This is a genomic window from Streptomyces sp. NPDC056224, from assembly GCF_042267665.1.
Classification (GTDB): Bacteria; Actinomycetota; Actinomycetes; order Streptomycetales; family Streptomycetaceae; genus Streptomyces.
Genome location: NZ_JBHJTK010000003.1, coordinates 195,937 through 211,277 on the forward strand (window position 1 = coordinate 195,937; position 15,341 = coordinate 211,277).

Below are 15,341 nucleotides of genomic sequence, written 5' to 3' on the forward strand. Positions count from 1 at the left end.
CGTTGTTTTACCGCAGTGCACTGACATTGCCTCCGGCGGACGATGAGCCTGATAGGCGAGCTACAGCGCGGACTGCATCGCGTACCGCTTCCGCAAGTCCTCGGAAACCGTCAGAGAGGCCGGCTTCCGACCTCGCCTCGGCTTCTGGGTCGGCGGCTCCGGATCGGGAGTTTTCTCGGCTTCCCGCACGATGTCTTTCGTGAGATCGGCAGGCGCCTCAGCGCCGGAGTCTTCTGATACCGGGAGAGGACGGTCGAGCGGGCTGTCGTGGTCGTCCTCGTCCGCAGTGTCGGTCTCGCCGACCCGGGCCGCGAATTGTTCGATGCGTTCCCACACCGAGGAGGACGGGCCATTGTTCTGCGCCGGGCGGGCACTCTCCTCGGAGGAAGCCGTCGCATTTACCAGTGCATGGCGGGCTTGTGCCGCAGACAACCCCGCATCCTCTACGAGTGCCACACACTGCCGGGTCACCTCGGCCAGCATGGGACGGTCGGCCGGCGCGTACGCGAGCATCGCCGTGATCAGCGGGAGGAGGGCATCAGGCAGCCCGGCCAGATTTGGGAACTGCTCCTCGTCCGCCACCTGAGTGGCGATTCCGAGCCAGTCCGAGCCCTCGTACGGGTAGTGGCCGGTCGCCGCATAGAGCAGCACTGTGCCGAGCCCGTACACATCGGCAGGTTCTTTCGGCTTGGTGCGGGCGAGCGCTTGCTCGGGAGGTATGCACCGAATGGTGCCGATGATCATCCCGGCCTGCGTCAGGTTGTCCTTGTCGGCGTCAACGAAGGCCCCGAGACCGAAATCGATCAGTATCGGACCGTACTCGCTGAGCATGACGTTCTGCGGTTTGAGGTCGCGGTGGAGCAGGCCCACCTTATGAACTGCTTCGAGCCCTTCGGCGAGCAGCGCGCCGAGGCTGGCGACGAGGGGGGTAGGGAGTGTGCCCCGGCCCTGTACTTGCTCGTGAACCGTATGTCCTGGGACGTACTCGACGGCCATCCAGGGCTGCTCGGCGTACGGATCGGCATCGAGGAAGCGTGCCACTCGGTTCGTACCCACGACCGTTCGCGCGATGAGCGCTTCCTTCTCGAATCGGGCGCGCGTGGCCTGGTCGAGGCGATCCCGTCGAATCACCTTCACCGCGACCGGGTCCCCGCCGGGCGAATAGGCCAGATAGACCTCTCCCATGCCCCCCGAGCCCAGCTCGCGCTCGACCACGTAACGGCCGATCTGCGCGGGCACCTCTGCCATGTTCTCTGAGTCACCCTCTCGCGACCGCGTCACCGTGTTGCAGCATCACCGAAGGTCACCCTATCCCTGCGGTCACGGGAACGGGGCCGGTTTCTGCCCCTTGACGTGCGCAGACGGCAAGGACCGACGAGTTGGCCCGACGGGGGTCAGTCAACGTACTTACGAAGCAGGTCGGCGAACGCCGTCCGCTCGCGCAGGTCCCGCCGCGGTGAGGGTGTCGCTATGGGGCTCGGTGAGGCCGCTGCGGCCGTTGAAGGCCAGGCGCTGCTCAGCCTCCCAGCGAAGGCGGTACGCGTCTGACAGAACTAGCCCCGCAGTGCAGTGTGCTGCCGGTAACGTCGCCCATATCGTCAGCGGCGGCCCGCGTGCGGCCGAAGTGTAAGAGGGGGCGCTGAGCCATGGGGAAATCGGCACGGGTGTTGGGCGAGGAGTTTGGCCGAACGGCTCAAGAAATGAATGTGCTCCTCAAGGAGTACGGCTATCTGGACGGAAACCCCGGCGCTTATGGGCTCACCGAGAAGGGGCAGCAGTACGCGAAGGAGCAATATCATTCACGCGGTACGGGCGGCTACGCCCAGTACAACCGGAACTGGGAAACTCGTACCTGGAGCGAGGAGACGGTAGCGGCACTTAGGGCCGATATGGAAGCGAATCCCGCGGGCTTCGACGACGGAGGGTCTCCCGCTGAAGAAGAGGCCACTTTCGAGCCCGAGCCCATCGTGGACTACACCGGTAGTGGTGGCGACGACGACCCTCAGCTCAGTTGGAAAGAATTGGCCATCGGCGGGGCCGTAGTAGGCGCTATTCTCATCGCTCCTCATGTCAAGCCTTTCTGGGAAAACAAGGTGAAACCTGTTGCGAAGAAGCTGCGGGACAGATTGGCGAAACAGGAGGCCATCGAGCCCACCGAGTCCTGAGGCTCATTCGTGCTGGGCTGCCGAGGGTGGCGACGACCCATGTCGCACGCTGTGGTCGCGCGCGGGCAGGATGGTGGCCCGAGTGCCTGTTGGGCAACGCGAGTATCGGCATCCAGGCCGGGAGGTTGCATGTGATCTGCGCGATCTCGAGCCGGACACGGTTGTGCGCGGTGTGCTTCAGGGGCAGCTTCCGTAGGTCGGTGGAGCGGGCGGGCCACTGGTTGCGGGGTTGACGCTAGTCCCTGGATCGGCCGAGAGGACCTCAATGGCAGGTACTCGGCTCGTGTGACCAGCCCCTATTGGAGGACAGTGTGGAAGCGAAATCGATGACCCTGCGCGATCTGTTCGGGCCGGACCGGCGACTCGTCGTGCCGGTCTTCCAGAGGCCGTACGTCTGGACGGAGGACCGGAACTGGCGCCCGCTGTGGGAGGACGTCACTGCTCTGGTTCACCAAAGAATGGCGGATGAGGAAGTTCATCCGCACTTTCTTGGTGCGGTCGTGCTGGATCAGTTGCTGACACTCACGGGGTCGATGCCTGCCAGACAGGTCATCGACGGACAGCAGAGGCTGACAACACTTCAGGTTCTCCTTGCCGCGGTCCGCGATGTAGCACGGGAGCTCGATGTCCAGGACAGGTACGTACGTGCGCTCGTCAAACTGACCGCCAACGACGACGACATGACCGACGACCCGCATGCTGCCTACAAGGTGTGGCCTACCAACATTGACCGTGACTCGTTCCGCATGGTCATGGACGGTCGGCTCCGCCGGCCCGTCGACGTCGCATTCCCCGTCACTCCGGGCGCCTCGGCGATCGTCCAGGCGTACTGGTTCTTTCGCAACCGCACGGTCGAGTGGGCACAAGAGCTGAACTACGAAAGCAGGCTGGACAAGGGCTTTGATGCCTTGGTGCGCGTGCTTCGTGACAAGTTCGAGTTGGTCGTTATCGATCTCAAGCCCGAGGACAACGCCCAGGTCATCTTCGAGGCTCTGAATGATCGAGGCACCCCGTTGCAGGCCTCCGACCTGGTCAAGAACCTGGTCTTCCAGCAGGCGGAGGAGCAAGGGCTTCCGGTGGAGGAGCTGTACAGGGACCTGTGGGCGCAGCTGGAGACGCCTGACTGGCGCAAGGAGGTGCGGCAGGGAAGGCTGAAGCGGCCTCGCCTGGACGTCTTCCTCATGCAGTACCTGACAGGTGAACTCGCCGAGGAGGTGATGGCTCCCGAGCTCTTCCTGACCTTTCGCAGGTACGTCAAGGCCGCTGATATGGGCCTGGTTAATCTGATGAGGCGCTTGGTGGAGCGGGCAGGTGCCTACCGACGGCTCACGGCCGAGGAACAGCCGCTGACACCGGAAGGCCGCTTTCTGCGCACTGTCGGTGTTCTGGACGCCAACACCGTGATGCCCGTGCTCCTGTGGCTGGTGAGCCGTTTCGACGAGGACGACCGGGCCGGCGCGGTGGCCACCCTGGACTCCTACCTGGTGCGGCGCACCGTCTGCCGCCTGACGACGAAGAACTACAACCGGCTCTTCCTGGAACTGCTCAAGGAGCTGAAGGCGAAGGACGACCCGTCGGTCGTGGCGGACTTTCTGCTCCGACAGGAAACCGACTCCGGGTTCTGGCCCCGCGATCGCGATATCCGAGATGTCTTTCGATCCCAGCCGTTGTACAAGCAACTCACGCGGACCCGGATGCGGCTGCTGCTGGCCGAGTTGGAGGACACGCTGTATTCGGGCAAGACCGAGCGACAGGTTCACAACGGGGAGTTGACGATTGAGCACCTACTGCCCCAGGCCTGGGAGGAACACTGGCCGCTTCCCGAGGGCGGAGGCCGCGGAAGCGTCGAGGCTCATGAGCGCAGGCAGTCCCTCCTCCACACTGTGGGAAATCTGACTCTGCTCACCGGCAGACTGAACACATCGGTTTCCAATGGTCCCTGGGAGCGCAAGAGGAACGACATCCTCGTGCACAGTGCACTTTCGTTGAACCGTTCCCTGCCTGCTCAGTGGGACGAGGAGACCATCCTGGCCCGGGCTGACCATCTGTCCGAGGCGTTCTCCCGGCGCTGGCAACGTCCGGATGGAGGCGCGCCCACCTTCTCGGTTGCAGGCTTCCCGGCACCCCGGCTGGGGGCGAGAGAGGCTACCCCCGTCGGTAGGCCGGCGACGGTTCAGATGCCCCGGTCCCGGCGCGATGTCGCCCGCCACATGCGAGAGGCCTTCGCCGGCCTCCCGGTCGGGAGCGTCCTGGCGGTTTCCCAGATAGTGGCGATCCCCACAAGCCAGTACGAGGCCGGTGAGATCAGTCCTGGTGCTGTGGCCGCCAGACTTCGTGCTGACAACGTTCCTGGTATCCGGGCCGTACCTGGTTCCAGCCCACTTTCCGCCCGCAAGACCAGCTGAACCGTTCCGCACTTGTGCGGGGTGCACTTCCTCGGGACAGAATCCGTCACGAGCTGGTGATGCCTGCTGCCACGGCGAACTGGTGGAACCGAAGGAGAGGGTTCGGATGGGGTGGCGAGAGGGCGCCGGGGAACTGGACGCGCGGATGCTTGAGCGTCCGCTTCCTTCGGATGCAGTGGGAATGCTGGGAGCCTGGCTGGCCGGAGACGGGGCGCCGTACGCGGACGGGACCGGCGAGCACACCGTTCGCTACATCCCGGGGTCCTGGGCCGGCATCCGGCCGTGGCCCTCGGGGTTGGCTGAGCAGGTCGGACGTAAGCCAACTTTGCTGAGCCGGGCGCAGGTGCTGGCGGTGGCCCGGACTGGGGCAGCAACGGCGAGCTGGACCGAGACACTCGTCGCCAGCTACGTCTGGGGACAGGGTGACATCGGATACGGGGCCCACCGGCTGGGCGAGATCATGCGCCCAGCGCCGGTCGAGGCGGTGCTGGCACAGGCTATTGCGCTGCTGGCGACCGATGGCGCCGTGGCGGGCTACCGCAGGCTGAGCGGCGCGATCGCAGGCCTTGGACCGGCGTTCTTTACCAAGTTCCTCTACTTCGCCGGCGGCGCCGTAGTGGATGCGCCGGGGCCGCGCCCGCTCATCCTCGACCAGCGCGTAGCTCGTGTCTTGCGCGCGTACACGACACGACTGGGGGAGGAGATCGGGCTTGAGGAACCCGCGAAGCTCGCTGCCTGGCTGTGGAGCGACGGTGGGTGGACCCCGCACCGCTACGACGTGTACCTGAGATGGGCGCACGGCGCTACCGACCAGCTGGCCGGGTCCACGCACTGGCCGCTCGCTCCCGACGTACTGGAATTGGCACTGTTCAGCGGCACATGGACCCCGTAGAAGGCTCCCCCTCGGGCCCTCCTCCGATTCGGCGGCGCCGCGTCCGCCACCCTTTGGGCCCGGCCCCATGACCCATACTCCCGATCGCCCTCACGAGGCGCCTGCCTCCAGGTGGGGCGTGCAAATCTGACGGTCGAGACGCTTCCGCCGAGTACCGCCCACTGAACGTGCCGAGTGCGCAGGACCAGGACGAGACGACGGTGCACGCCATGCCGGTGTAGTTGTCAATCCAGCTCGACGGGAGCTGACGGCGGGCAGACTTGCATGCAACAAGCCATGGAGACCGTGCGCAAAAAGGCCTACGTGATCCTGACGGCACGTTGCTGCCGATCGACCGTATCGCCGCCGACCGCCCGTACTACTCGGGGAAGAGGAAGTACCACGGATTGAAGGTGCAGGCCCTCGCGGATCCAGCCAGCCATCTGGCCTGGGTCTCGGACGCGCCGCCCGGAGCCGTGCACGAACTGGCCGCGGCCCGGACCCACGGCATACCCGCCGCTCTTGCTGCCGATGCCATCAAGTGCTAAGCGGACAAGGTGTATCAGATCAGGTCGTCGGCCCTGGTGTCCGCGTTCCGTCCCGGGGTAAAGGTCTGCGCGGCTGGCACCGGCGTCACCGCCGAGATCACGCCAAGATCCGCAGCCTCGGCGAACGCGTTATGGTCACCCTCAAATGCTGGAGACTCCTGCGGAAGCTCCATTGCAGCACCACCCGGATCACCGCCATCGCCCGTGCCGTCGTCGCGCCCTCGAACTCGCCACCTGAACAAGATGGAACGGGATCAGTCTGTGCCCAAGCAGGTTCAGCGGTCTCTGCGACCCGGGTGCCCTATTGTGATTTAACGTCAGAACACCCCACCTGCAGGCTCTCTATGCAGTTAGCATGCTGGGAGCGCACTGCTCATGAGAGGCGGCGCCGGTTGGCCAGGCATCATCTGCGCTTCGCGCCCAAGATCCTCACGCGTCTAGGTGAAGAACTCGTTCCGCATCCAGACATGGGGATCATGGAGTTGGTACGCAACGCGTACGACGCCGACGCCACTGAGTGCAGCATCGAGATGGTCGACTCCGGGCGCCCTGGCGGCTCGATCATCGTTTCGGACAACGGACACGGGATGACCGATGCCGAGCTCACCTCCGACTTCCTGCTCATCGGCAGTTCCAGGAAGTCGTCGTCGCCGTTCACCCGCAGTGGTCGAAGGCGGGTTGGCGAGAAGGGTCTCGGGCGTCTGGCGGCGCTTCGCCTAGGCCGCCGAGTGAAGGTCACGACGCGATCCGAGGCGACCCTAGGGGTGCAGTACACCCTGGGTATCGATTGGGACGAACTCGACTCCGCACACGCGGTGGAGGACGTAGCGCTTGAACTCCGCGACGCCCCCCCTCACGCCCGCGTGGGGACTCGTATCGAGATACACGATCTCCGACAGGGGCTGAGTGTCGCCGATGTCGACCGGCTGACGCGCTCGCTCACGCTGCTCACGGGCCCCTTTCAGACCGAGTCGACCTTCAAAGTTCTTTGGAACCCTACGGCGTTCGGGCATGAGGACCTCACCTCGGCCGTGACGGACGAACACCTGCAGTGGGCCGAGTTCCACTTGTCGGGAAGGCTCGGTGAGGATGGCAGCCAGTCGGCGGAACTCAGGGACCATCAGGGGAATCTGATCGGCACTGCAACGGCGAGCGACCTTCGGTCCGCGGCCGCCGGAGGCCGACGCCAAACGACCGCCGCAGGCGGCCAGCGCCTTTTCACCAGTGCCCCTGCGGCCAAGTTCGACCTGTGGATGTTCAACCTCAACCCGAGACATTCGGTCGCCCTGCGTGACTCAATCCAGCCAACACCGGAAATCAAAAACTGGCTTGCAGACGTCGGCGGTGTGCACCTTTATCATCATGGGCTGCGAGTCCAGCCCTATGGTGACCCTGACGATGACTGGCTGAGCATCAACGTCCGTCGTGCTGTGCTATCCGAATTCCGGCCCTACACAAATAACTCCGTAGGTGCGCTGGTCGTCAACGACCCGGAAGATCGCCTCCAGCCGAAGACGGACCGCAGCGGTTTCGTCCAGAACGCCGCCTTCGGTGAGCTACGTGAGTTCGCCCGGTCCGCGGTCGAATGGGCATCGCAGCGCCGTCGCCAGATTCGCGAAGCCGAACGACAAGAGCAACGCAAGCGTGCGAAGGCGCAGACGGCCGATGCCGAGGCCGATTTCACCGCAGCTAAGAAGGCCCTTGAAGAGCAACTCGCGGACAACCAGGGTTGCCTGGATGGCGGCCTTGACCGTGCGTCGGTTCAACGTATCTTGACCACCTCGCAGCACCTCGCGGACCAGCGTCTGCGAGAGATCAAGGATCTTCAATCCGAGTTGCTCCTCTACCGAGCCCTCGCCACTGTGGGAACGAGTACCGCCGTGTTTGCCCACGAGGCGCAGCAGCCCGCTGATCGCATCCTCCAGGAAGTGCGCACGGTCGACCGGAGGGTGCGTCGGGACATCGATCCAGTAACCGTCGACGACCGCTACAAACCCTCGCTGAGTGCCATCATGGACGGGGCCCGCACCTTGCAAATCTTTGCGAAGCTCCCCCTGGAACTCCTTGTCCGAAAGAAGCGTGATCTGACATACGTGGACATCGACGAAGTGTGCCTGGCCACACTGCGCCTGTTCCACAACTTCCTCAGTGACCGCGGCATTCACGTCACCCATGATCTCGATGGCCAAAACCTTCGCGTACGAACCTACGAGGCTGCGGTCGAATCCATCGTGTCCAATCTGCTTGTCAACTCCATCCACGCGCTGACGCGTACGGACGGCGGCCTGGAGCGCAGAGTCCACCTCGCGACACGCTCCTTCGTCGATAAGGACGCTCCGTGGATTCGCCTAACCGTGGATGATTCGGGCCCAGGCATTCAGGACGCCTCGACGGAAGAGATTTGGGTTCCCGGGTTCACCACCCGAGACGGTGGGACAGGATTGGGTCTGACCATCGTCCGTGACACGGTTGGCGACATGTCGGGACGCCAGAAAGCTTTCAGAAACGGCCCTCTGGGAGGAGCCCGGCTACTGGTCGAGTTGCCTGCCTCGACGACGTCGGCTCCCGCCGCCGGGGCCACGTACGACGAACGGGAGGAGTGACGATGTCTCTGCGCCTTGAGGGTGTCCACAGGGTCGGCATCGTGGACGATGTTAAGGCCGACGCAGAAGCCCTTGGCCGGCTCTTCGAAGACTTCGACATGCAGGCTCTGATTATGCCCCGGCCGCGTCCCCGCGCTACGGCGGAGGAGTATCTGTCGTCACTCCCCCCTCTGGACGTGCTCGTCTGCGACCACCAGCTGCGCAACAGTTGGACGGTCGCATTCACGGGAGCGGAGCTTGCCGCCCGCGCCAACAGCCGCCCTCACAAGCTCCCGGCCATCGTCATGAGTTCGCATGTAGGCACCCACGAGGCATCATCCATCCACCGATGGCGGGCCGACATCCCCGCAGTCGTACCCAAACAGGCCGATGATGAGGAAGTCCTCGACGCCGTCCGATACGCGCTCGAGGAGGCGGCCGGCAGATGGTCACGGGAGCGGAGCCGGTTCCGCACCCCGATCGAGGTCCTCGCCGTGCACCCGGCAGGTGAAGCACCGTACGCCGAAGTGCTGGTCAGCGGCTGGAGCTTGACGCAGGTGGCGCAACTGCCGCTGCTGCGCTTCGAGGAGGACACCGGAGTTCCCGCCGACGCCCTGCTGCCCGGCACCTGGTTGAGGGCCGAGGTCAACTGCTACGCCCCTCGGGCTGAGGACCTTTGCTTCGCACACATCTCCCTGGCCCCCCAACTGTCCGAGGAAATCCACGCCCTGTGACCGTTCCCTTTCTGCCCCGTCAGAGCGCATCTTCTGAGGACGACCTCGAGGTCACGATCCTGGATGTTGGTCATGGCAACTCCGCTATCGTCCGCGACGGGCAACGGTGCGCGGTTGTCGACGCCGCGGACGACACCACACACGCCGAACTCGAAAGACTCGGCTGCACGGACCTCGAGGAAGTCATCGTCTCGCACGTCGACAACGATCACATCGCGGGAATGAACAGGCTCCTCCTGGACCCGCGGTGGTCGCTCGGCCGTGTCCGGGTTAACACCGACGCGTCCAAGGACACGCTGGCGTGGCGGCACCTGCAGGAAACCTTGCAGCTCGTGGCGGACGACAAACGCACCACCGGCATCCTTCCAGTATCTACGGATACGGGCCTTCCCATTCGGGTGGGCCGGGCGGAGCTCGAAGTGTGTCATCCTCGATCGCTGATGGCGCTCTCAGGTCCGCGCACGCGCGATGCCCGGTTCGGAACGGTGACGAGCAACACCATGTCCGCCGTCATCCGGATCCATCTCGACGGCGCGGCGGCCGTGCTCCTCGCCAGTGACATCGACGGCGTCGGCTTGCGGGACATCTTGGAGCGCCGGAGTCAGCAACTCGGCGCGGATGTTCTCGTCTTCCCGCATCACGGCGGTCTCCCCGGGGCTATGAATCCGATGGAGTTCGCCCGCTCACTCACATCCGCGGTCGACCCGCGTATGGTGATCTTCTCGATGGGAACGAGCGGCCGGACGGCCAACCCGCGACCGGAAATCATCGAAGGCGTACGGGCAGCGGCACCCGACGCACACATCGCCTGCACGCAGCTGTCGGTCCACTGCCATGAGTCGAGCTCTCCGCCGCCACCCGAGGGGCACCTCTCCAAGGCGATGGCCCGTGGCCGTTCCACGAGTCGCTGCTGCGCGGGCAGCATCGTGATCACCCGCACCGAGAACGGCTTCCAGTATGCGCCGCCGCTGTCTCGTCATGGCGAGTTCGTGCTCGCGCTGGAGCCAGGGGCAGGGGCGGGGTCGTTGCCGTTGTGCCGCGCGGGGGCGTCTCCGACCCCGAACTCTGCGGCTGGCAACAGCGTCAGATAACAGCAGGTGGACGAGGTTACTGAGGTGGAACTCGTGGTGTCGTGGGGGCTGACGGCTCGTCGCTCGTGCGGTATCGCCGGGGCATGCGGTATCCACAAGGGGGCGGGCTGACTGCCGAACGGCAGAAGTTCCGCGAGGAGTTATGGCTCAAGGCGGCCGAGAGGTTCGCCCTGGGCGATGCGAGTTCGGTGATCGCCAAGGACTGCGGGTCAGCGTCCGGTCGGTGCAGCGGTGGCGGCAGACGTGGAACGAGGGTGGTCTGCGGGCTCTGCGGTCGCAGGGGCCGGCGTCGCTGCCGAGGCTGAGCGAGAAGCAGTTCGCCCAGCTGGAGGCGGAGCTGGCCAAGGGTCCGGCCGCGCACGGCTGGGAAGACCAGCGCTGGACCCTGAGTCGTGTGAAGACGGTGATCGGCCGGCGTTTCCACCTCACCTACACCATCCAGGGCGTGCGCAAGCTGCTGATGCGCAACGGCTGATCCTGTCAGGTCCCGGCCCGACGGGCGGTCGAGCGGGACGACGAGGCGGTGGACGGGTGGGTCAAGGAGGTGTGGCCGGGCGCGGAAGGCTCGCGGCGGCCCGTGGGGCCTGGCTGGTCTTCGAGGACGAGGCCGGATTCTCCATGCCGCCGCACGCAAAGACCTGGTCCCAGCGCGGCCGGACCCCGGTGGTGCGGGTCCGCGGCCGATCCCGCAGACGGACATCGATCGCGGCGCTGACCTGCTACAAGCCCGGCCACCGGTCGCGGCTGATCTACCGGCCACGCCGGGACGACGGCCGGCGTGACGGGCGAAAGAGCTTCCCCTGGCGCGACTACCGGGACCTGCTGATCGCCGCGCACCAGCAGCTCGGCGGCCCGATCGTGCTTGTCTGGGACAACCTCAACGTCCACAAGGCCGCCAGCCTACGGGAGTTCGCCGCCTCCCGGGACTGGCTGACCATCTACTACCTGCCGCCCTACGCACCCGACCTCAACCCCGTCGAAGGGATCTGGTCTCTCCTGCGACGAGGCTGACTCTCCAACGTCGCCTTCAGCACCCCCGAACACCTCGTCCAGCGCATCCGACGCGGCCTACGGCACATCCAGTACCGCAGCGACCTCATAGACGGCTGCCTCGCCGAGACCGGCCTGACCATCAGACCCGCCTGAACGTCGCAGCGACATCACGAGTTCAACCTCAGTAGTAGGCAGCGGCCGCCGACCGACGCTCGCGCACCAGGCAGTGAAGGCGGCCATGTCGGCGGAATACATCAAGCGGGTGGAGTCGGTCAGCTGTCGGTCGGTCTCGGCGTCCCCACGGCTATGTTCTGAGGGCCAGAGCCTGGGGCGCGGAGGCTTGTCGCTCTGCTCATCGTAGGGCGGCCCGACACTCCGCTGGCCCGGACGTCACGGCGGGTGCTCCCACGAGGTGGGCGCAGGCTGAGCGCGTGACATCGCGCCCGTCTACGACAGAGGACCCCCGCCCGCGTGGTGCGGGTGCTCTTCTGCGTGGCGAAGTGGTCAGCCGAAGGACTCTGATGCGCGGCCTGACCCCAGGCTGCGTCGCGAGGCCGGATGACGTCGGGCGGAGGGCGTTCACCTCGTCGACCAGCCGCGGTCGGTGTGACACGACCGACATCGGACGGTGCGAGGTCGCTTCGGCGATAACCCTCCGTGCAGGCTGACGGACCTTCAGATTGTCCTGACGTATCGTCAATCATTCAAGATCATCTTGCACGTGCGTTGCACAAGGTGTTGAAAAGCAGCAGTGATCAGTGGAGGTCATTGAAGGTAGGTATCCGCTGGTCAGCTGGCATGTTGAGGTGTCGTGCCCCGTGCCGCCAAAGGGCACGACACCCCGCCGATCAGATGTCGCGGAAGATCTCGATCTGGGCGCCCACCGAGTTGAGGCGCTCGGCCAGTTCCTCGTAGCCGCGGTTGATGACGTAGACGTTGCGGAGCACCGAGGTGCCCTCGGCCGCCATCATCGCGAGGAGGACCACCACCGCCGGGCGCAGGGCCGGCGGGCACATCATCTCCGCCGCGCGCCAGCGGGTGGGGCCCTCGACCAGGACGCGGTGGGGGTCCAGGAGCTGGAGGCGGCCGCCGAGGCGGTTCAGGTCGGTCAGGTAGATGGCCCGGTTGTCGTAGACCCAGTCGTGGATCAGGGTCTGGCCCTGGGCGACGGCGGCGATGGCCGCGAAGAACGGGACGTTGTCGATGTTCAGCCCGGGGAACGGCATCGGGTGGATCTTGTCGATCGGGGCTTCGAGCTTGGAGGGGCGGACCGTCAGGTCGACCAGGCGGGTGCGGCCGTTGTCGGCCGTGTACTCCGCCGAGCGGTCGTGGTCGAGGCCCATCTCCTCCAGGACCGCGAGCTCGATCTCCATGAACTCGATCGGGACCCGGCGGATCGTCAGCTCCGACTCCGTGACCACCGCGGCGGCGAGCAGGCTCATCGCCTCGACCGGGTCCTCGGAGGGGGAGTAGTCCACGTCCACGTCGATGGTGGGGATGCCGTGGACGGTGAGGGTGGTGGTGCCGATGCCCTCGACCTTGACGCCCAGGGCCTCCAGGAAGAAGCACAGGTCCTGGACCATGTAGTTGGAGGAGGCGTTGCGGATGACCGTGACGCCGTCGTGCCGGGCGGCGGCCAGGAGGGCGTTCTCGGTGACCGTGTCCCCGCGCTCGGTCAGCACGATCGGGCGGTCCGGCGACACCCCGGCCGCGACCTGCGCGTGGTAGATGCCCTCGGTCGCGGTGATGTCCAGGCCGAAGCGGCGCAGGGCGATCATGTGCGGCTCGATGGTCCGGGTGCCGAGGTCGCAGCCGCCCGCGTACGGGAGGCGGAAGTGGTCCATGCGGTGCAGCAGGGGGCCCAGGAACATGATGATGCTCCGGGTCCGGCGGGCCGCGTCCGCGTCCATGGCCTCCATGTCGAGACGGGCCGGCGGGACCAGTTCCAGATCCACGCCGTCATTGATCCACCGGGTGCGGACACCGATGGAGTTCAGGACCTCCAGGAGGCGGTAGACCTCCTCGATGCGGGCCACCCGCCTCAGTACCGTACGGCCCTTGTTGAGCAGGGAGGCGCACAGCAGGGCGACACAGGCGTTCTTGCTCGTCTTGACGTCGATGGCACCGGACAGCCGACGGCCGCCGACCACGCGCAGGTGCATCGGGCCGGCGTAGCCGAGGGACACGATCTCGCTGTCGAGGGCTTCCCCGATGCGGGCGATCATCTCAAGGCTGATGTTCTGGTTGCCGCGCTCGATCCGGTTCACGGCGCTCTGGCTGGTGCCGAGGGCGTCCGCGAGCTGACTCTGCGTCCAGCCCCGGTGCTGCCGGGCGTCACGGATGAGCTTGCCGATGCGTACGAGGTAGTCGTCTGCCATGGCTGCACCGTATCTCAGATATGAGATGTTGATCGAGCTGGGTGGTCCATTTGGGTGTTATCGACCGTCAGGTCCCATGGTGGGGCCGGTGGTGGCGTGGTGCTCGACGAGCCGGCCGAGGAGCCGGACCAGCTGGTCCCGCTCCTGCGCGGACAGGGGGGACAGGAGTTCCTCCTGGGCCGCGTCGAGCAGTTGTTCCAGCGTGCGCAGCCGCCGCCGGCCGAGCGGTGTGAGGGTGATGACGTTGCGTCGCCGGTCCCCGGGATCAGGGGCCCGCTCCACCAGTTCGCGCTCGGCGAGTTCGTTGATGACGGCGACGAGGTCGCTGCGGTGGATGCCCGTGCGGGTGCTCAACGCGGCCTGGCTCACCGGCCCGGACTCCTCCAGGGCGACCAGGGCCGCGTAGTGCCATTTGTGCGCATCTGCCCCACTCAGGCTCTCGGTCACCAGTCGCTGCGCGTGCGTCGAGGCCTGCCCCAGCAGGCGGCTGGGCAGCTTCCGCAGCCGCGCGGGCACGGCCTCGTTCTCTTCCGTGGTCATGGGTCGATGGTAGCCATTGCGTTAGTGCCACTAACGGTATAGCTTCGTTCGCGTCACCAACGTTAGTCATACGAACGATTCTCGAAGGGGGCCTTCCGTGCCCGTGACCGGCGTGCTCGACTCGACGATGTACTACGAGGACCGCGGCGAAGGCGTGCCGTTCGTCTTCCTGCACGGCAACCCCACCTCCTCCCACCTGTGGCGGGGCGTGCTCCCGCGGATCGGGGGAGGGATCCGGGCCCTGGCCCCCGACCTCATCGGGATGGGCCGCTCCGGCAAGCCCGGCGGGGAGTACCGGTTCGCGGACCACGCCCGCTACCTGGACGCCTGGTTCGACGCCCTCGGACTCGGCGAGGTGGTGCTGGTCGGCCAGGACTGGGGCGGCGCGCTCGCCTTCGACTGGGCGGCCCGCCACCCCGGCCGGGTCCGCGGCGTCGCCTTCATGGAGACCATCGTGCGGCCGCTCGGCTGGGCGCAGTACCCGCCCGCCGCCCGCGCCCGGTTCGAGGCGATACGTACCCCCGGGGTGGGGGAGGAGATGGTCCTGGACCGGAACATCTTCATCGAGGACAGCATCGGGCAGACGGTGCTGAACCCGATCAGCGAGGCGGACCGCGCCGTGTACGCCGCGCCCTACCCGACCCGCGAGAGCCGGCTGCCCATGCTCCGGTGGGCCCGCTCGCTGCCGATCGACGGGGAGCCCGCCGACGTGCTCGCCGTCGTCGAGGCGTACGGCGCCTGGCTGTCGGCCAGCCCGGAAGTGCCCAAGCTGCTGCTCACCTTCGACGGCTCGCCCGCCCTGATGATCGGCGCCGAGACGGTCGCGTGGTGCGCGCAGAACATCTCCGCGCTGGAGACCGAGTACTGCGGCCCCGCCGCCCACCTCGCCCCGGAGGACCGGCCCGGGGAGATCGCCGCCGCCGTCAACTCCTGGGCCCTGAGGCATGACCTCCTCGGCTGACGGTCCGCCCGGCCCCGCCCCGGCCCGGCTCTGACGGCCCGGCCGGCCCCGCCTCGGCTCGGCTCGGTTCGGC

The 15,341-nt window shown here is 66.3% G+C and carries 12 protein-coding genes and 2 pseudogenes; 10 read left to right on the forward strand and 4 right to left on the reverse strand.

Annotated elements, in window-relative coordinates:
* Window positions 1–60: 60 nt before the first annotated feature.
* Entirely contained in the window at window positions 61–1,248 is a 1,188-nt protein-coding gene (locus ACFCZ1_RS06525; RefSeq protein ID WP_376677250.1) for a serine/threonine-protein kinase, read from the reverse strand.
* Between the two features lie 398 nt (window positions 1,249–1,646).
* Here ACFCZ1_RS06525 and ACFCZ1_RS06530 point away from each other — a divergent pair, with 398 nt between their 5' ends.
* The 4 genes from ACFCZ1_RS06530 to ACFCZ1_RS06545 all read left to right on the forward strand — a co-directional run bounded on the left by ACFCZ1_RS06530 (window position 1,647) and on the right by ACFCZ1_RS06545 (window position 5,989).
* Window positions 1,647–2,165, forward strand: a complete 519-nt coding sequence (locus ACFCZ1_RS06530) for a hypothetical protein (protein WP_376677251.1) — start codon at window positions 1,647–1,649, stop codon at window positions 2,163–2,165.
* Window positions 2,166–2,476: 311 nt separating this feature from the next.
* Entirely contained in the window at window positions 2,477–4,570 is a 2,094-nt protein-coding gene (locus ACFCZ1_RS06535) for a DUF262 domain-containing protein (RefSeq protein ID WP_376677252.1), read from the forward strand.
* Between the two features lie 145 nt (window positions 4,571–4,715).
* Window positions 4,716–5,462, forward strand: coding sequence for a hypothetical protein (locus ACFCZ1_RS06540; RefSeq protein WP_376677253.1), 747 nt, complete (start codon window positions 4,716–4,718; stop codon window positions 5,460–5,462).
* Between the two features lie 320 nt (window positions 5,463–5,782).
* A complete protein-coding gene (locus ACFCZ1_RS06545) occupies window positions 5,783–5,989 on the forward strand; it encodes a transposase family protein (RefSeq protein WP_376677254.1) in 207 nt (68 codons plus the stop codon).
* 14 nt (window positions 5,990–6,003) lie between these two features.
* On the opposite strand, the gene ACFCZ1_RS06550 is transcribed toward ACFCZ1_RS06545, so the two are convergent.
* Window positions 6,004–6,162 carry a hypothetical protein gene (locus ACFCZ1_RS06550; RefSeq protein ID WP_376677255.1) on the reverse strand — a complete coding sequence of 53 codons (159 nt, stop codon included), beginning with the start codon at window positions 6,160–6,162 and terminating at the stop codon, window positions 6,004–6,006.
* A 294-nt stretch (window positions 6,163–6,456) separates the two neighbouring features.
* On the opposite strand from ACFCZ1_RS06550, the gene ACFCZ1_RS06555 reads away from it, so the two are divergent.
* The 5 genes and pseudogenes from ACFCZ1_RS06555 to ACFCZ1_RS06575 all read left to right on the forward strand — a co-directional run bounded on the left by ACFCZ1_RS06555 (window position 6,457) and on the right by ACFCZ1_RS06575 (window position 11,542).
* Window positions 6,457–8,592, forward strand: a complete 2,136-nt coding sequence (locus tag ACFCZ1_RS06555) for an ATP-binding protein (RefSeq protein ID WP_376677256.1) — start codon at window positions 6,457–6,459, stop codon at window positions 8,590–8,592.
* A 2-nt stretch (window positions 8,593–8,594) separates the two neighbouring features.
* Window positions 8,595–9,305: a response regulator gene (locus ACFCZ1_RS06560; protein ID WP_376677257.1), complete on the forward strand. Its 711-nt coding sequence runs from the start codon at window positions 8,595–8,597 to the stop codon at window positions 9,303–9,305.
* Complete coding sequence (locus ACFCZ1_RS06565; RefSeq protein WP_376677258.1) at window positions 9,302–10,396, forward strand: ComEC/Rec2 family competence protein; 1,095 nt, start codon at window positions 9,302–9,304, stop codon at window positions 10,394–10,396. The genes ACFCZ1_RS06560 and ACFCZ1_RS06565 overlap by 4 nt, the downstream gene beginning before the upstream one ends.
* An 83-nt stretch (window positions 10,397–10,479) precedes the next feature.
* Window positions 10,480–11,012, forward strand: a pseudogene (locus tag ACFCZ1_RS06570) (winged helix-turn-helix domain-containing protein); the annotation flags it as partial.
* 2 nt (window positions 11,013–11,014) lie between these two features.
* Window positions 11,015–11,542: pseudogene (locus ACFCZ1_RS06575) on the forward strand (transposase).
* Between the two features lie 695 nt (window positions 11,543–12,237).
* Here the strand turns inward: ACFCZ1_RS06575 and ACFCZ1_RS06580 are convergent.
* Window positions 12,238–13,767, reverse strand: a complete 1,530-nt coding sequence (locus tag ACFCZ1_RS06580) for a helix-turn-helix domain-containing protein (RefSeq protein ID WP_376677259.1) — start codon at window positions 13,765–13,767, stop codon at window positions 12,238–12,240.
* A gap of 57 nt (window positions 13,768–13,824) precedes the next feature.
* Window positions 13,825–14,307, reverse strand: coding sequence for a MarR family winged helix-turn-helix transcriptional regulator (locus tag ACFCZ1_RS06585; RefSeq protein WP_376677260.1), 483 nt, complete (start codon window positions 14,305–14,307; stop codon window positions 13,825–13,827).
* A 97-nt stretch (window positions 14,308–14,404) separates the two neighbouring features.
* Between ACFCZ1_RS06585 and ACFCZ1_RS06590 the strand changes: the two genes are divergently transcribed.
* Window positions 14,405–15,268 (forward strand): haloalkane dehalogenase, encoded by an 864-nt coding sequence (locus tag ACFCZ1_RS06590; protein WP_376677261.1) that lies wholly within the window; start codon window positions 14,405–14,407, stop codon window positions 15,266–15,268.
* Window positions 15,269–15,341: the final 73 nt, after the last annotated feature.